The organism is Caldichromatium japonicum (genome assembly GCF_011290485.1).
Taxonomy (GTDB): Bacteria; Pseudomonadota; Gammaproteobacteria; order Chromatiales; family Chromatiaceae; genus Thermochromatium; species Thermochromatium japonicum.
The window spans coordinates 698,809-712,826 of sequence record NZ_CP048029.1 but is presented as its reverse complement, the minus strand read 5'-3'; the positions used below and the strand labels follow the sequence as shown (position 1 = coordinate 712,826).

General features: G+C 59.3%; 16 protein-coding genes. All 16 read right to left on the bottom strand.

Going from position 1 to position 14,018, the window contains the following annotated elements; genetic code table 11:
* Positions 1-32: 32 nt before the first annotated feature.
* The gene (rpsQ, locus tag GWK36_RS03545) at positions 33-299 is read right to left on the bottom strand and encodes a 30S ribosomal protein S17 (RefSeq protein ID WP_166269981.1); all 267 of its coding nucleotides are present in this window, start codon (positions 297-299) and stop codon (positions 33-35) included.
* A complete protein-coding gene (gene rpmC, locus GWK36_RS03540; RefSeq protein WP_166269980.1) occupies positions 296-496 on the bottom strand; it encodes a 50S ribosomal protein L29 in 201 nt (66 codons plus the stop codon). Before rpmC ends, rpsQ begins: the two co-directional genes overlap by 4 nt.
* Positions 496-909, bottom strand: coding sequence for a 50S ribosomal protein L16 (rplP, locus tag GWK36_RS03535; protein WP_166269979.1), 414 nt, complete (start codon positions 907-909; stop codon positions 496-498). The genes rpmC and rplP overlap by 1 nt, the downstream gene beginning before the upstream one ends.
* A gap of 3 nt (positions 910-912) precedes the next feature.
* On the bottom strand, positions 913-1,590 hold the full coding sequence (gene rpsC, locus GWK36_RS03530) for a 30S ribosomal protein S3 (protein WP_166269978.1): 678 nt from the start codon (positions 1,588-1,590) through the stop codon (positions 913-915).
* 19 nt (positions 1,591-1,609) lie between these two features.
* Positions 1,610-1,942, bottom strand: coding sequence for a 50S ribosomal protein L22 (gene rplV, locus GWK36_RS03525; RefSeq protein ID WP_166269977.1), 333 nt, complete (start codon positions 1,940-1,942; stop codon positions 1,610-1,612).
* A 13-nt stretch (positions 1,943-1,955) separates the two neighbouring features.
* The gene (rpsS, locus tag GWK36_RS03520) at positions 1,956-2,234 is read right to left on the bottom strand and encodes a 30S ribosomal protein S19 (protein WP_166269976.1); all 279 of its coding nucleotides are present in this window, start codon (positions 2,232-2,234) and stop codon (positions 1,956-1,958) included.
* 20 nt (positions 2,235-2,254) lie between these two features.
* Entirely contained in the window at positions 2,255-3,085 is an 831-nt protein-coding gene (rplB, locus tag GWK36_RS03515) for a 50S ribosomal protein L2 (RefSeq protein WP_166269975.1), read from the bottom strand.
* Between the two features lie 30 nt (positions 3,086-3,115).
* On the bottom strand, positions 3,116-3,412 hold the full coding sequence (rplW, locus tag GWK36_RS03510; protein ID WP_166269974.1) for a 50S ribosomal protein L23: 297 nt from the start codon (positions 3,410-3,412) through the stop codon (positions 3,116-3,118).
* The gene (gene rplD, locus GWK36_RS03505; protein WP_166269973.1) at positions 3,409-4,020 is read right to left on the bottom strand and encodes a 50S ribosomal protein L4; all 612 of its coding nucleotides are present in this window, start codon (positions 4,018-4,020) and stop codon (positions 3,409-3,411) included. The genes rplW and rplD overlap by 4 nt, the downstream gene beginning before the upstream one ends.
* A 3-nt stretch (positions 4,021-4,023) precedes the next feature.
* Complete coding sequence (gene rplC, locus GWK36_RS03500; RefSeq protein ID WP_166272420.1) at positions 4,024-4,674, bottom strand: 50S ribosomal protein L3; 651 nt, start codon at positions 4,672-4,674, stop codon at positions 4,024-4,026.
* Positions 4,675-4,685: 11 nt separating this feature from the next.
* Positions 4,686-4,997 (bottom strand): 30S ribosomal protein S10, encoded by a 312-nt coding sequence (rpsJ, locus tag GWK36_RS03495; RefSeq protein WP_153974997.1) that lies wholly within the window; start codon positions 4,995-4,997, stop codon positions 4,686-4,688.
* Positions 4,998-5,001: 4 nt separating this feature from the next.
* Positions 5,002-6,192 carry an elongation factor Tu gene (tuf, locus tag GWK36_RS03490; RefSeq protein WP_166269962.1) on the bottom strand — a complete coding sequence of 397 codons (1,191 nt, stop codon included), beginning with the start codon at positions 6,190-6,192 and terminating at the stop codon, positions 5,002-5,004.
* Positions 6,193-6,209: 17 nt separating this feature from the next.
* The gene (gene fusA / locus GWK36_RS03485; RefSeq protein WP_166269972.1) at positions 6,210-8,309 is read right to left on the bottom strand and encodes an elongation factor G; all 2,100 of its coding nucleotides are present in this window, start codon (positions 8,307-8,309) and stop codon (positions 6,210-6,212) included.
* Positions 8,310-8,361: 52 nt separating this feature from the next.
* Complete coding sequence (rpsG, locus tag GWK36_RS03480) at positions 8,362-8,832, bottom strand: 30S ribosomal protein S7 (RefSeq protein ID WP_166269971.1); 471 nt, start codon at positions 8,830-8,832, stop codon at positions 8,362-8,364.
* 50 nt (positions 8,833-8,882) lie between these two features.
* Positions 8,883-9,257 carry a 30S ribosomal protein S12 gene (rpsL, locus tag GWK36_RS03475; protein WP_166269970.1) on the bottom strand — a complete coding sequence of 125 codons (375 nt, stop codon included), beginning with the start codon at positions 9,255-9,257 and terminating at the stop codon, positions 8,883-8,885.
* 226 nt (positions 9,258-9,483) lie between these two features.
* Complete coding sequence (rpoC, locus tag GWK36_RS03470; protein ID WP_166269969.1) at positions 9,484-14,001, bottom strand: DNA-directed RNA polymerase subunit beta'; 4,518 nt, start codon at positions 13,999-14,001, stop codon at positions 9,484-9,486.
* Between the last annotated feature and the right edge of the window lie 17 nt (positions 14,002-14,018).

The window sequence follows — 14,018 nt, the reverse complement described above, 5'->3', positions numbered from 1 at the left end:
TGGGCGCACTTACCCAAGAGGCAGCAGGCTCATTAGCGCGCCCGTTCGATGATCTCGAGCAGACGCCAGCTCTTGGTCTTAGAGATCGGGCGGCATTGCTCAACGCGTACTCGATCACCTAGACTGCAACTATTGGTCTCGTCATGGGCATGGATCTTGGTTGAGCGACGGATGAACTTACCATAGAGAGGATGCTTGACCCGCCGTTCCACCAATACCGTGATCGTCTTGTCCATGCCCGTGCTGACGACGCGCCCCTCAAGGGTGCGATTGGTCTTGACCTGATTCTCCTCGCTCATACTGATCTGCCCGCCTGTTTCTCGGCCATGATGGTCTTGACTCGGGCAATCTCTCGGCGCACGGCCCGCATACGCGCAGGCTTGGCCAATTGACCCGTACCCTTCTGCATGCGCAGATTGAATTGTTCGCGCAGCAGCTCCACGAGTAGGGATTGCAATTCCCCAAGGCTATTGTTGCGAAGCTCGTTGGCCTTCATCAGAGGATCGTCCGTTTTTCAAAGATGGTCCGCACCGGCAGCTTGGCGGCAGCTAGTTTGAAGGCCTCGCGGGCAAGCTCTTCGCTGACGCCTTCGATCTCATAGAGCATGCGACCTGGTTGGACCAAGGCAACCCAGTATTCTACGTTGCCCTTACCCTTGCCCATACGCACCTCGAGCGGTTTTTTGGTGATCGGCTTGTCCGGGAAGATTCGAATCCAGATCTTGCCGCCGCGCTTGACACTGCGGGTAATGGCGCGACGTGCCGCCTCGATCTGGCGCGCCGTCAACCGGCCATGCTCAAGCGCCTTCAAACCGAACTCGCCAAAACTGACTCGGTTACCGGTCAGCGCTAGACCGCGATTACGGCCTTTGTGTTGTTTTCTAAACTTGGTGCGTTTCGGTTGCAGCATAATTTAACCCTTCTTTCCAGCCGCCCTCGGCGCCTGCTCCTCGACGACGCGATCGCCAAAGACCTCTCCCTTGAAGATCCAGACCTTGACCCCCAGGACGCCATAAGTAGTTTTGGCCTCGGCGAAACCATAATCGATGTCGGCGCGCAGGGTATGCAACGGTACCCGACCTTCACGCGCCCATTCGCTACGGGCGATCTCAGCGCCATTGAGCCGACCAGCGACACTGACCTTGATCCCTTCGGCACCTAGACGCATCGCCGTTTGGATCGCGCGTTTCATCGCCCGGCGAAACATCACCCGCCGCTCTAGTTGCTGCGCGATGCTTTCGGCCACAAGCTGGGCGTCGAGCTCTGGTTTGCGGATCTCCTCGATGCTGATGTGCACCGGGATACCCATCATCCTTGCTACCTCAGCGCGTAACTTGTCGATGTCCTCGCCCTTTTTGCCAATCACGACCCCAGGGCGGGCCGTATGGATGGTGATGTGGGCATTCTTGGCCGGACGGTCGATCTGGATACGGCTGACCGATGCATTTGCGAGCCGTTTGCGCAAAAAATCACGGACCTGTAGATCGGTATTCAGCAAATTGGCATAGTCTTTTGAGTTGGCATACCACTTCGACGTCCAATCCTTGACGATGCCAAGGCGAATACCGACCGGATGAACTTTCTGCCCCATAGTGATCCCCTGCGCTCCTTTAAGATTCAGCCACGGTCAAGGTAATATGGCTGGTCCGCTTCACGATCCGATTGGCGCGTCCCTTGGCGCGCGGCATGATCCGCTTCATGCTCGGGCCCTCATTGACCTGAATGGCCGCGACTTTCAGGGCATCGACATCGGCACCCGCATTGTGCTCGGCATTCGCGATCGCCGATTCCAAGACCTTCTTGATGATCCTCGCCCCCTTTTTAGGGCTGAAGTTGAGCGTATTGAGCGCCTCGTCGACCCGCTTGCCGCGGATCAGATCCGCGACGAGGCGTGCCTTTTGTGCCGAGATTCGGGCGTATTTGTATGTTGCTACGGCTTGCATCGCGGTCTCCGGCTTAGCGCTTCTTCGCCTTTTTGTCGGCGGCGTGCCCGCGATAGGTACGGGTCAACGCAAACTCACCGAGCTTGTGGCCGATCATGTTGTCATTGATAAAAACCGGCACATGTTGACGCCCGTTATGGACGGCGATGGTGAGCCCAACCATCTCAGGGATCACCATGGAACGGCGCGACCAGGTCTTGATCGGGCGCTTGCTGTTTTGTGAGACTGCCTCTTCCACCTTTTTCATCAGGTGATGGTCGATGAAGGGTCCCTTGCGAATCGAACGTGGCACTGGATCAACCTCGACTGATGCTATTTCTGGCCGCGACGGCGCACGATCATGCGGTCGGTCCGTTTATTGTTGCGCGTCTTATGCCCCTTGGTCGGTACGCCCCAGGGCGTGACCGGATGGCGCCCGCCCGAGGTCCGGCCTTCGCCGCCGCCATGCGGATGATCGACCGGATTCATGGCCACACCGCGTACTGTCGGGCGAATACCGCGCCAGCGACTTGCACCTGCCTTACCCAGCTTGCGCAGGTTATGCTCTGTATTGCCCACCTCGCCGATGACGGCGCGGCAGTCAACATGCACTTTACGGACCTCGCCGGAACGCAGGCGCAAGATCGCCGCATCGGATTCGCGCGCAATGAATTGGATCGAGGCACCGGCTGCTCGGCCAAGTTGGGCACCCTTGCCAGGACGCAGCTCGACACAATGCACCTGACTGCCCAGGGGGATATTACGCAGCGGCAGGCAATTGCCCGGCGCAATCGGTGCACCCTCCCCCGCCATGACCTGATCACCAGCCTTCAGGCCTTTAGGCGCAATGATATAAGCGCGCTCGCCATCAGCATATTTCAGCAGGGCGATATGCGCAGTGCGATTGGGGTCATACTCCAGGCGCTCGACGGTCGCAGGGATACCATCCTTGCGATTGCGCCGGAAATCGATGACCCGATAACGCTGCTTGTGGCCACCGCCTTGGTGCCGCGTCGAGATCCGCCCTTGGTTATTGCGTCCACCACGCTTGGTCTGCTTTTCGACCAGCGGCTCATAGGGTCCGCCTTTGTGCAATTGGGGCGTCACCACCTTGACGACAAAGCGCCGCCCTGGGGACGTCGGTTTGGTCTTTACGATTGGCATCTTGATCTATCCGTTAGCTTATCCACCGCCTCAGGCGGCGCCGCCGAAGTCGATATCTTGACCGGGCTTTAAACGCACATAGGCCTTGCGCCAATCCGAGCGCTGCCCCCAACGTTGTCCGAAACGTTTGCGCTTGCCCTTGACATTGAGGATCTGGACACCCTCAACCTCGACCTCAAACAGCAACTCGACCGCCCGCGCTACCTCTTGCTTAGTGGCATCCTGGAGAACCTTGAAGGTGACCTGATTACATCTCTCGGCAAGGCGGGTTGCCTTCTCGGTGATGACTGGCGCCACCAGTACCTTCAGCAAACGCTCTTGATTCATGCCAACCGCTCCTCTAGGCGCTTGATGGCCGACTCGGTCGCGAGCACGGTCTCAAATGCGATCAAACTGACTGGATCAACCGTTTGGGCCGGCAATACATCCACCTTGGGCAGATTGCGCGCTGCCAATTGCAGGGTCTCATCGAAGCTATCGGTGAGGATCAGGACATCGGTGAGTCCATATTCCTTAAGCAGGGCGCAAAGCAGTTTGGTCTTGGCCGCCTCCAGTCTGAGCTCAGGGACAACGACCAGACGATCGGTGCGCACCAGTTCGGACAGGATCGAACGCACCGCCCCGCGGTACATCTTCCGATTGACCTTTTGACTGTAGTCGCGCGGCTTGGCCGCAAAAGTCACGCCACCCGAGCGCCACAGCGGGCTGCGCGTGGTGCCGGCGCGGGCGCGACCGGTCCCCTTCTGGCGCCAGGGTTTGGACCCACCGCCTGAAACCGCCGAACGGTTTTTTTGGGCCTTGGTGCCGGCACGCGCAGCCGCTAGATAAGCAGTCACGACCTGATGCACCAAACCGGGTTTGTATTCAACACCAAAGACGGCGTCGGCAACCTGCACACTAGACGCGCCAGTGTGGTGGCGAATGGCGATCTCCATGAGTTAGCCCTTGTTCTTCTGCTTCACCGAGGGCAGCACGATCAACCGACCGCCGTTTGGCCCCGGAACACTGCCCCGAACCAACAGTAGATTTCGGTCGGTATCGACCCGTATGACCTCGAGGTTTTGCTGACAGCGATTGACTGCGCCCAGATGCCCCGCCATCCGCTTGCCCTTCCAGACTCGCCCAGGGGTCTGGTTCTGACCGATCGAGCCCGGGGCACGATGGGAGAGCGAGTTACCATGTGTTGCATCCTGGCTGGAAAAATGATGGCGGCGGATCACACCGGCAAAGCCACGGCCCTTGGTGATACCGCGCACATCGACCTTTTGGCCTGGCGCAAAGATGGCGACGGTGATTTCTTGACCGAGCTGGAAATCGCCGCTATCACCCTCATCGAGCCGAAACTCGCGTAGGACCTCCGCCGGCTCGATCCCTGCCTTGGCATAATGACCGGCCATCGGCTTGGTAACCCGCGAGGGGCGACGCCGCCCAAAGGCGAGCTGGATGGCGCAATAGCCGTCGGTCTCGACTGATTTCACCTGACTGACTCGATTGGGCGGCACCTCGATCACGGTCACCGGAATACTCTCGCCGGTCTCGCTGAAAACCCGGGTCATCCCCGCCTTGCGTCCAATCACTCCGATCGACATGGTTGACATCCTCAGCTCAGCTTGATCTGGACGTCCACGCCGGCGGCCAGATCGAGTTTCATCAAGGCGTCGACGGTCTTATCGGTCGGATCGACGATGTCCATCAAACGCTTATGGGTGCGCAGCTCGTATTGATCGCGCGCATCCTTATTGACGTGCGGCGAGATCAGCACGGTAAAGCGCTCCTTCTTGGAGGGTAGCGGCACCGGCCCCCGCACTTGGGCGCCGGTTCTCTTGGCTGTATCAACGATCTCGCGGGCGGACTGATCGATCAGACGATGATCGAACGCCTTCAACCGGATCCGAATTCTCTGACTCGTCATGCCATCACTCGATGATCTTAGAAACGACCCCTGCGCCGACGGTGCGTCCGCCTTCGCGCACAGCAAAGCGCAACCCTTCTTCCATCGCAATCGGCGCAATCAGCTTGACCGTCAGCCGCACATTGTCCCCTGGCATCACCATCTCTACCCCAGCCGGAAGCTCCACCGCCCCAGTCACATCCGTGGTCCGAAAATAAAACTGCGGCCGATACCCATTGAAAAATGGCGTGTGCCGCCCACCTTCCTCCTTGCTCAGCACATATACCTCCGCCTCAAAATGGGTGTGCGGCGTGATCGTCCCCGGCTTGGCCAACACCTGACCACGCTCCACCTCCTCCCGCTTGGTCCCACGCAGCAAGACCCCAATATTGTCCCCCGCCTGCCCCTGGTCCAACAGCTTCCTAAACATCTCCACACCTGTACAGGTGGTCTTCGCCGTGGGCCGCAGCCCCACAATCGCCACCTCATCTCCCACCTTGATCACCCCACGCTCAACGCGCCCCGTGACCACCGTCCCACGTCCCGAAATGGAAAAAACATCCTCAATCGGCATCAAAAACGGCCCATCAATCGCCCGCTCCGGCTCCGGAATATAACTGTCCAGCGCCTCCATCAACCGATCTATCGATTGCGTCCCTAACTCACTGTCCACCCCTTCCAGCGCCAACTTCGCCGACCCCACAATAATCGGCGTCTCATCCCCCGGAAAGTCATAACTCGACAACAATTCGCGGACCTCCATCTCTACCAGCTCCAGAAGCTCCGCATCATCCACCATGTCCGCCTTGTTCAAATACACCACGATGTACGGCACCCCCACCTGACGCGCCAACAAAATATGCTCACGCGTCTGCGGCATCGGTCCATCCGCCGCACTCACCACCAAAATCGCACCATCCATCTGCGCCGCACCCGTGATCATGTTCTTCACATAGTCCGCATGACCAGGACAGTCTACATGCGCATAGTGTCGCTTCGCCGTCTCATATTCGACATGCGCCGTCGCAATCGTGATCCCACGCGCACGCTCCTCCGGCGCACTGTCAATCTGATCGTACGACCTCGCCTCCCCACCAAACTTCTTCGCCTGATGCGTGGTAATCGCCGCCGTCAGCGTGGTCTTGCCATGATCTACATGACCAATCGTCCCCACATTGACATGGGGCTTCACCCGTTGAAACTTCTCTTTGGACATCCCGCTTTACCCTTAAGTTATGATTTCTTTTTGCTGACCGTCTCGGCGATGTTCGCCGGTACCTCGTTATAGCGGCAGAACTCCATGCTATAGGTCGCACGGCCCTGGGTCGCCGAGCGTAAAGCAGTGGCATAGCCGAACATCTCCGACAACGGCACCTCAGCGCGGATGATCTTGCCCGAGGGCGAATCATCCATGCCTTGAATCATGCCGCGGCGACTATTGATGTCACCCATGACATCCCCCATGTTTTCCTCTGGGGTGACGACCTCGACCTTCATGATCGGCTCAAGAAGCACCGGCTTGGCCTTGGCAGCCGCCTCTTTAAGCGCCATAGAACCGGCGATCTTGAAGGCCATTTCGCTCGAATCAACCTCATGGTATGAGCCATCGATGAGCGTAACCCGCAGATCGACCATGGGGAAACCAGCGAGAACACCATTCTTCATCGCCTCTTGAATCCCTTTATCGACTGCTGGGATATATTCCTTGGGCACGACCCCGCCGACGATGGCATTGACAAACTCATAGCCTTTGCCGGACTCCAGCGGCTCGAGCCGGATCACGACGTGGCCATATTGGCCGCGACCACCGGACTGACGCACGAACTTGGTGTCTTGCTCAACGGTCGTACGGATGGTTTCGCGATAATTGACCTGGGGCGCGCCGACATTGGCCTCGACCTTGAACTCGCGCCGCATGCGATCGACGATGATCTCCAGATGCAACTCACCCATGCCTGAGATGATGGTCTGCCCCGACTCCTCGTCGGTATGCACCCGGAAGGAAGGATCCTCCTGCGCCAGCTTTTGCAGCGCGATCCCCATCTTTTCCTGGTCGCCCTTGGTCTTGGGTTCCACCGCAACCGAGATCACTGGTTCGGGGAAATCCATCCGCTCGAGGGTGATGATATGGTTGAGGTCGCAGAGCGTATCGCCGGTGGTGACATCCTTGAGACCAACGGCAGCAGCGATATCGCCGGCGCGCACCTCTTTGATCTCGTCGCGCTGATTGGCATGCATCTGCAACAGGCGGCCGATGCGTTCCTTCTTGCTCTTGACCGGGTTATAGACGGTATCGCCCGAACTCAAGACGCCTGAATAGACGCGGAAGTAGGTGAGGGTCCCAACAAAGGGATCGGTGGCGATCTTGAAGGCCAGCGCTGAAAACGGCTCATCATCGGAGGCGCGACGGGTAATCTCAGTCCCGTCTTTATCATCGGCGATCCCTTTGACCGGCGGGATGTCCACCGGCGAGGGTAGATAGTCGAGCACCGCGTCGAGCATGGCCTGAACACCCTTGTTCTTGAAGGCCGAGCCACACAGCATGGGTACGATCTCATTTCTGAGGGTACGCGCACGCAAGCCCGCCTTGATCTCCTCTTCAGCCAAGGACTGGCCATCGAGGTATTTTTCCATGAATTCCTCATTGGCCTCGGCCGCTGCCTCGATGAGTTTTTCGCGCCATTCCTCACAGTCAGCGAGCATCTCAGCCGGCACCTCGGCATATTCGAACCGCATGCCCTTGGATGCCTCATCCCAATAGATCGCCTTCATCTTGACGAGGTCGACGACCCCTTTGAAGCCATCCTCGGCGCCGATCGGTAACTGGATGGGCACGGGATTGGCGCCCAGACGCTCACGCACCTGCTTGACGACACGCAGAAAATTGGCGCCCACCCGGTCCATCTTGTTGACAAAGGCGATACGCGGTACACCGTATTTATTGGCCTGACGCCAGACGGTTTCAGACTGAGGCTCCACCCCACCGACGGCGCAGAATACGGCGCAGGCGCCATCGAGAACACGCAATGAACGCTCAACCTCGATGGTGAAGTCAACGTGACCGGGGGTATCAATGATATTGATGCGATGCTCGGGACGGGACATATCCATCCCTTTCCAGAAGCAGGTGGTGGCAGCCGAGGTAATGGTGATCCCGCGCTCCTGTTCCTGCTCCATCCAATCCATGGTGGCGGCCCCGTCGTGTACCTCACCGATCTTGTGTGAGACACCCGTGTAATACAGGATGCGTTCCGTGGTGGTGGTCTTCCCGGCATCGATATGCGCCATGATGCCAAGATTGCGATATCGCTCGATGGGAGTGCTACGTGCCACGACTGAGTCCGCCCTTGATCCTAAAGAACTGGTAAAGACAAACGCTGATTGATTACCAGCGATAATGCGAAAAGGCCTTATTGGCCTCGGCCATCCGGTGCGTATCCTCTTTCTTTTTGACTGCCGAACCACGAGCATCGGCGGCATCCATCAGCTCATTGGCCAACCGCTGAGCCATGGATTTCTCCGAACGTTTACGGGCAGCATCGATGAGCCAACGCATTGCCAAAGAGTTGCGACGCGTCGGACGCACCTCGACCGGAACCTGATAGGTTGCCCCGCCGACCCGCCGCGACTTCACCTCGACTACTGGCCGGACATTCTCCAACGCCTGCTCAAGCAGACCAATAGGATCACCACCCTTCTTTGCGGCAATCTGGTCCAGGGCGCCATACATGATGCGCTCGGCAACCGACTTTTTCCCATTCTTCATCATCGTATTGATGAATTTCGCCAGCAGTTCACTCCCATACTTAGGGTCTGGGAGGACCTGACGGGGGGTGACGACGCGTCTTCTCGGCATGATTTATAAAGGCTCCAACCTGATTCGTTGCAGTCTAAATCGCAAGCACCCTATTTCTTGGGACGCTTGGCGCCATATTTTGAACGCCCCTGACGACGCTTCTCGACCCCTGAGGCATCCAGGGTGCCGCGCACCGTATGATAGCGAACACCAGGGAGGTCCTTGACGCGCCCCCCGCGGATCAACACCACTGAGTGCTCCTGAAGGTTGTGACCCTCACCACCGATATAGCTGGTGACCTCATAGCCATTGGTCAGGCGCACGCGCGCAACCTTGCGCAACGCCGAGTTTGGCTTCTTGGGCGTCGTGGTATAGACACGCGTACACACACCGCGACGCTGCGGGCAGCCCTCGAGGGCCGGAACATTGGTCTTCTCAACCTTCCGGCGACGCGGCTTGCGGACGAGTTGGTTAATCGTTGCCATTCAATCAATCTCCAGGGCGCCTCTATGCTATTGCGCTTTTGCCATGAGCTAAGCGAGGCCGGCACATATACCCGCACGACGGGCCTCTGCTCTTGAAGGAAACCGGATGCGCCCAGACCAAGAAAACCAGGTAAAAATGAAGCTAGCCGACTGAGGTCGGCTAGCTAAGGGCGCCTAGTGTATGAAGACGCCTCAGGGGTGTCAAGCCCTTATCGGCGCGCTCAAGTCATTCCGCCGACTCCGGGGCGTTGAAGGCCTGCTTGAGCGCCTGTTCGGGGTCAGCACCGGCAAAACCTTGGGTTGCAAATTGACGCCGGCGCCGACGTTCCTGGTGATAGGCCAGACCCGTACCTGCGGGGATGAGCCGTCCGACAATGACGTTTTCCTTGAGACCGGTGAGCCGATCGACCGAGCCGCGCACCGCGGCCTCGGTCAGCACCCGCGTGGTCTCTTGGAATGAGGCTGCGGAGATGAACGAATCGGTCGCCAGCGATGCCTTGGTGATCCCAAGCAGCTTCCGTTCAAAAAGCGCCGGCTGCTTGCCCTGGGCCAGGGCGCGCTTGTTCTCATCTAGAAGCAGGCTGTAATCGACCTGCTCACCACGCAGCAGCCGGGTATCGCCTGGCGAGGTGATCTCGACCTTACGCAGCATCTGACGCACGATGACCTCGATGTGCTTGTCGTTGATCTTCACCCCTTGCAGCCGATAGACGTCCTGGATCTCCTTGACCAAGTACTCGGCCAGAGCGGTGACCCCTTTGAGGCGCAGGATATCATCGGGCGATAGCTCTCCATCCGAGATCACATCCCCCCGCTGGACCCGCTCGCCCTCGAAAACATTGACCTGGCGCCACTTGGGGATCAGCTCCTCGATCACCTCGCCATCATCAGTGGTAATGATGAGGCGTTGCTTGCCCTTGGTGTCCTTGCCGAAGCTGACCGTACCGCTGGCCTCGGCCAACAATGCGGGCTCCTTGGGTTTGCGGGCCTCGAACAGATCGGCTACCCGCGGCAGACCGCCAGTGATGTCGCGGGTCTTGGTCGATTCCTGAGGGATGCGCGCCAGGACATCGCCGACCCCGACTCGGGTACCGCTGGCCACGCTGACGATCGCCTTGGCCGGAAGCAGATAGCGCGCGGGCGTGCTGGTACCTGGGATACAGAGCTCATTGCCGGCCTCGTCGAGGAGTTTAACCATGGGCCGCAGGTCCTTGCCTGCGGCCGGGCGTTGCTTGGGATCGATGACCACGAGTGAGCGTAGACCGGTGGTCTCATCGGTCTGCGTCTGGACGGTCACGTTCTCGATGAAATCGACGAACTCCAATATGCCGGCAACATCGGTGACGACGGGATGGGTATGCGGATCCCAACTGGCCACCATATCCCCCGGTTTGACACTGTCGCCGTCGTTGACGCGCAGGGTCGCGCCATAGGGCACCTTATAGCGTCCCTTTTCGCGCCCTAGCTCATCGCTCACGATGAGCTCTCCCGAGCGCGAGACCGCCACTAGGTTGCCGGAATGGTGACGCACCGTCTTAAGATTATGCAGGCGCACCGTGCCGGCACTTTTGATTTCGATGCTATCGACCGCCGCTGAACGCGAGGCAGCACCGCCGATATGGAAGGTGCGCATGGTGAGCTGGGTACCGGGCTCGCCGATCGATTGCGCGGCGATGACCCCTACTGCCTCGCCGATGTTGACGCGATGACCGCGCGCGAGATCCCGCCCATAGCACTGGGCGCAAACCCCATAGCGCGACTCGCAAGTGATGGGTGAACGCACTCGTACCTGATCGATCCCCGCCTCCTCCAAACGCTCGACCCAGTGCTCATCGAGCAGGGTTCCAGCTTTGCAAAGGACCTCATCGGTATTGGGTCGATAGATATCGACCGCCGCGACCCGCCCCAGGATGCGCTCGCGCAAGGGCTCGACCACCTCGCCGCGCTCGATGATCGGCGCCATGAGCAGGCCATGTTCGGTCCCACAATCCTCCTCTAGAACCACCAAATCCTGGGCGACATCGACCAGGCGGCGGGTGAGATACCCCGAGTTGGCGGTCTTCAACGCTGTATCCGCCAACCCCTTGCGGGCACCATGGGTCGAGATGAAGTATTGAATGACGTTAAGACCCTCGCGGAAATTGGCGGTGATCGGGGTCTCGATGATCGAGCCGTCCGGCTTGGCCATCAGTCCGCGCATACCGGCGAGCTGACGGATCTGGGCCGCCGAGCCGCGCGCACCTGAGCTCGCCATCATATAGATGGAGTTGAAGGATTCCTGATTGCGAATGGGTTCCAGGCGATTGGCAATATCCTTGAAGGCATTGGCAAGAGGCTCGCGGACCTCGGCCAAGCGGCTGAGCTCAGGGTCGAGATTGGCCGTCACCTCTGGGCGATAGCGCTCGATCAGCACCTCAAACCGAGCGCGGAATGCCGCTAGATCGAGGTCAGCGCGCTTGAGATTTTGCACGTCTCGATGAAGTTCAGCCTGCCACTCATCGAACAGGGCACGCAGAGTAGATGCCTGCTCCGGCGCGACTGCCGCAAAGGCTGCCTGGCGGTACTCGGCGACCATCCGCTCGGCCTCAAACGCGGGATCGCTCGCGACCTCTTCGGTGCCAAGCTTGGCCATCATGGCCTTGGCGATCTGCTCATTGGTCCGCGACCAGATATCCACGACCTTGTTGTATCGTTCCTCATTGGTGACTAGACCCGAGGCATGTTGCTGCTGGATCCCCTTGACCTCAGCCTCAGCGGCCGTCAGAAGCGCCACCTTATCCATCTTGGGGTCATGTTCATCGCGCGGGACCTCCATATCATCGAGCCCAATCGAGATGCCCGCGCGCGTGGCCATGCGAAAGCCGAGATACATCAACTGGTCGGCAAAGACCACCGTATCTTTGAGCCCCAGGCGCCGATAACAAGCATTGATGAGCTGCGAGATCTGCTTCTTGCCCAGCGGACGATCGACCAGATCGAACGGCAGACCCGCGGGGACGATGGCATAGACTAGGGCGCGCCCCAGGGTAGTGACCTTGAGAGAGACACGCTCGGTCATCTGGCCGTCCTTACCTTTGATGAACTCGCGAATCCGCACGGTGCAGCGCGCATGCAGGTCGGCGTGCCCGGTTTCATAGGCGCGGCGCGCCTCGTCGATGTCGGCGAACACCCAGCCCTCGCCCTTGGCCCCGATGCGCTCGCGGGTCATGTAATACAGCCCCAGGACTACATCCTGCGAGGGGACGATGATCGGCTCGCCATTGGCCGGCGAGAGGATGTTGTTGGAGGACATCATCAGGGCGCGCGCCTCGAGCTGCGCCTCTAAGGACAAAGGCACATGCACCGCCATCTGGTCGCCGTCAAAGTCGGCATTGAAGGCGGTGCAGACCAGCGGATGGAGTTGGATGGCCTTGCCCTCGACCAGAACGGGCTCGAAGGCCTGGATGCCGAGGCGGTGTAGGGTCGGGGCGCGGTTGAGCAGGACCGGATGCTCGCGGATGACCTCCTCGAGGATGTCCCAGACCTCGGGGGTCCCGCGTTCGACCATCTTCTTGGCAGCCTTGATGGTGGCTGCAAGCCCCCGCCGCTGAAGTTTGGAAAAAATGAAAGGCTTAAAAAGCTCCAAGGCCATACGTTTGGGCAGGCCGCATTGATGGAGCCTGAGGGTTGGCCCGACGACGATGACCGACCGACCCGAATAATCGATGCGCTTGCCCAAGAGGTTCTGGCGGAAGCGCCCCTGTTTGCCCTTGATCATATCGGCAAGCGACTTCAGGGGGCGTTTGTTGGTCCCCGCAATCGCCCGCCCCCGCCGGCCATTATCCAGCAGGGCATCGACTGCCTCCTGGAGCATCCGCTTTTCATTGCGCACGATGATGTCGGGCGCTATCAGATCCAACAGACGCTTGAGGCGGTTGTTGCGGTTAATCACCCGCCGATAGAGATCGTTGAGGTCAGAGGTGGCAAAGCGTCCACCATCCAGCGGGACCAAGGGACGCAGCTCGGGCGGCAGGACCGGCAGCACCGTCAGGATCATCCATTCAGGCCGATTGCCCGAGGCATGGAGCGACTCCATGAGCTTTAAGCGCTTGGTGAGCTTTTTGATCTTGGTCTCGGAGGTAGTGCTCTCGAGCTCCTCGCGCATCCGGCGGATCTCGGTCGGCATGTCGATCCGGCGCAAGAGCTCATGGATCGCCTCGGCGCCCATGCGGGCATCGAACTCATCGCCGTTTTCCTCCAAGGCCTCAAGGTATTGTTCATCGGTGAGCAATTGCCCCCGCTCAAGGGCGGTCATCCCCGGATCGACGACGACATAGCACTCGAAATAGAGGATGCGTTCGATGTCGCGCAGGGTCATGTCGAGCAGTAGCCCAATGCGCGAGGGCAAGGACTTCAGAAACCAGATATGGGCCACTGGGCTCGCGAGTTCGATATGGCCCATGCGCTCGCGGCGCACCTTGGCCAGGGTCACCTCGACGCCGCATTTTTCACACACCACCCCGCGGTGTTTGAGGCGCTTGTATTTGCCGCACTGACACTCGTAGTCGGTGGTGGGACCAAAGATCTTGGCGCAGAACAGACCATCGCGCTCCGGTTTGAAGGTGCGATAGTTGATGGTCTCGGGCTTTTTGACCTCGCCATAAGACCAGGTCCGGATCATCTCGGGTGAGGCCAGCCCGATCTTGATCGCATCGAACTCGAGCGCCTGTTCCTGTTGCTTGATGATTTTAAGTAGATCTTTCAAGGGCTTGTCTCCTGCCT

Coding starts and splice junctions, on each gene's coding strand:
- rpsQ (WP_166269981.1), bottom strand. CDS start 299: ATGAGCGAGGAGAATCAGGTCAAGACCAATCGCACCCTTGAGGGGCGC.
- rpmC (WP_166269980.1), bottom strand. CDS start 496: ATGAAGGCCAACGAGCTTCGCAACAATAGCCTTGGGGAATTGCAATCC.
- rplP (WP_166269979.1), bottom strand. CDS start 909: ATGCTGCAACCGAAACGCACCAAGTTTAGAAAACAACACAAAGGCCGT.
- rpsC (WP_166269978.1), bottom strand. CDS start 1,590: ATGGGGCAGAAAGTTCATCCGGTCGGTATTCGCCTTGGCATCGTCAAG.
- rplV (WP_166269977.1), bottom strand. CDS start 1,942: ATGCAAGCCGTAGCAACATACAAATACGCCCGAATCTCGGCACAAAAG.
- rplB (WP_166269975.1), bottom strand. CDS start 3,085: ATGCCAATCGTAAAGACCAAACCGACGTCCCCAGGGCGGCGCTTTGTC.
- rplW (WP_166269974.1), bottom strand. CDS start 3,412: ATGAATCAAGAGCGTTTGCTGAAGGTACTGGTGGCGCCAGTCATCACC.
- rplD (WP_166269973.1), bottom strand. CDS start 4,020: ATGGAGATCGCCATTCGCCACCACACTGGCGCGTCTAGTGTGCAGGTT.
- rplC (WP_166272420.1), bottom strand. CDS start 4,674: ATGTCGATCGGAGTGATTGGACGCAAGGCGGGGATGACCCGGGTTTTC.
- rpsJ (WP_153974997.1), bottom strand. CDS start 4,997: ATGACGAGTCAGAGAATTCGGATCCGGTTGAAGGCGTTCGATCATCGT.
- tuf (WP_166269962.1), bottom strand. CDS start 6,192: ATGTCCAAAGAGAAGTTTCAACGGGTGAAGCCCCATGTCAATGTGGGG.
- rpsG (WP_166269971.1), bottom strand. CDS start 8,832: ATGCCGAGAAGACGCGTCGTCACCCCCCGTCAGGTCCTCCCAGACCCT.
- rpsL (WP_166269970.1), bottom strand. CDS start 9,257: ATGGCAACGATTAACCAACTCGTCCGCAAGCCGCGTCGCCGGAAGGTT.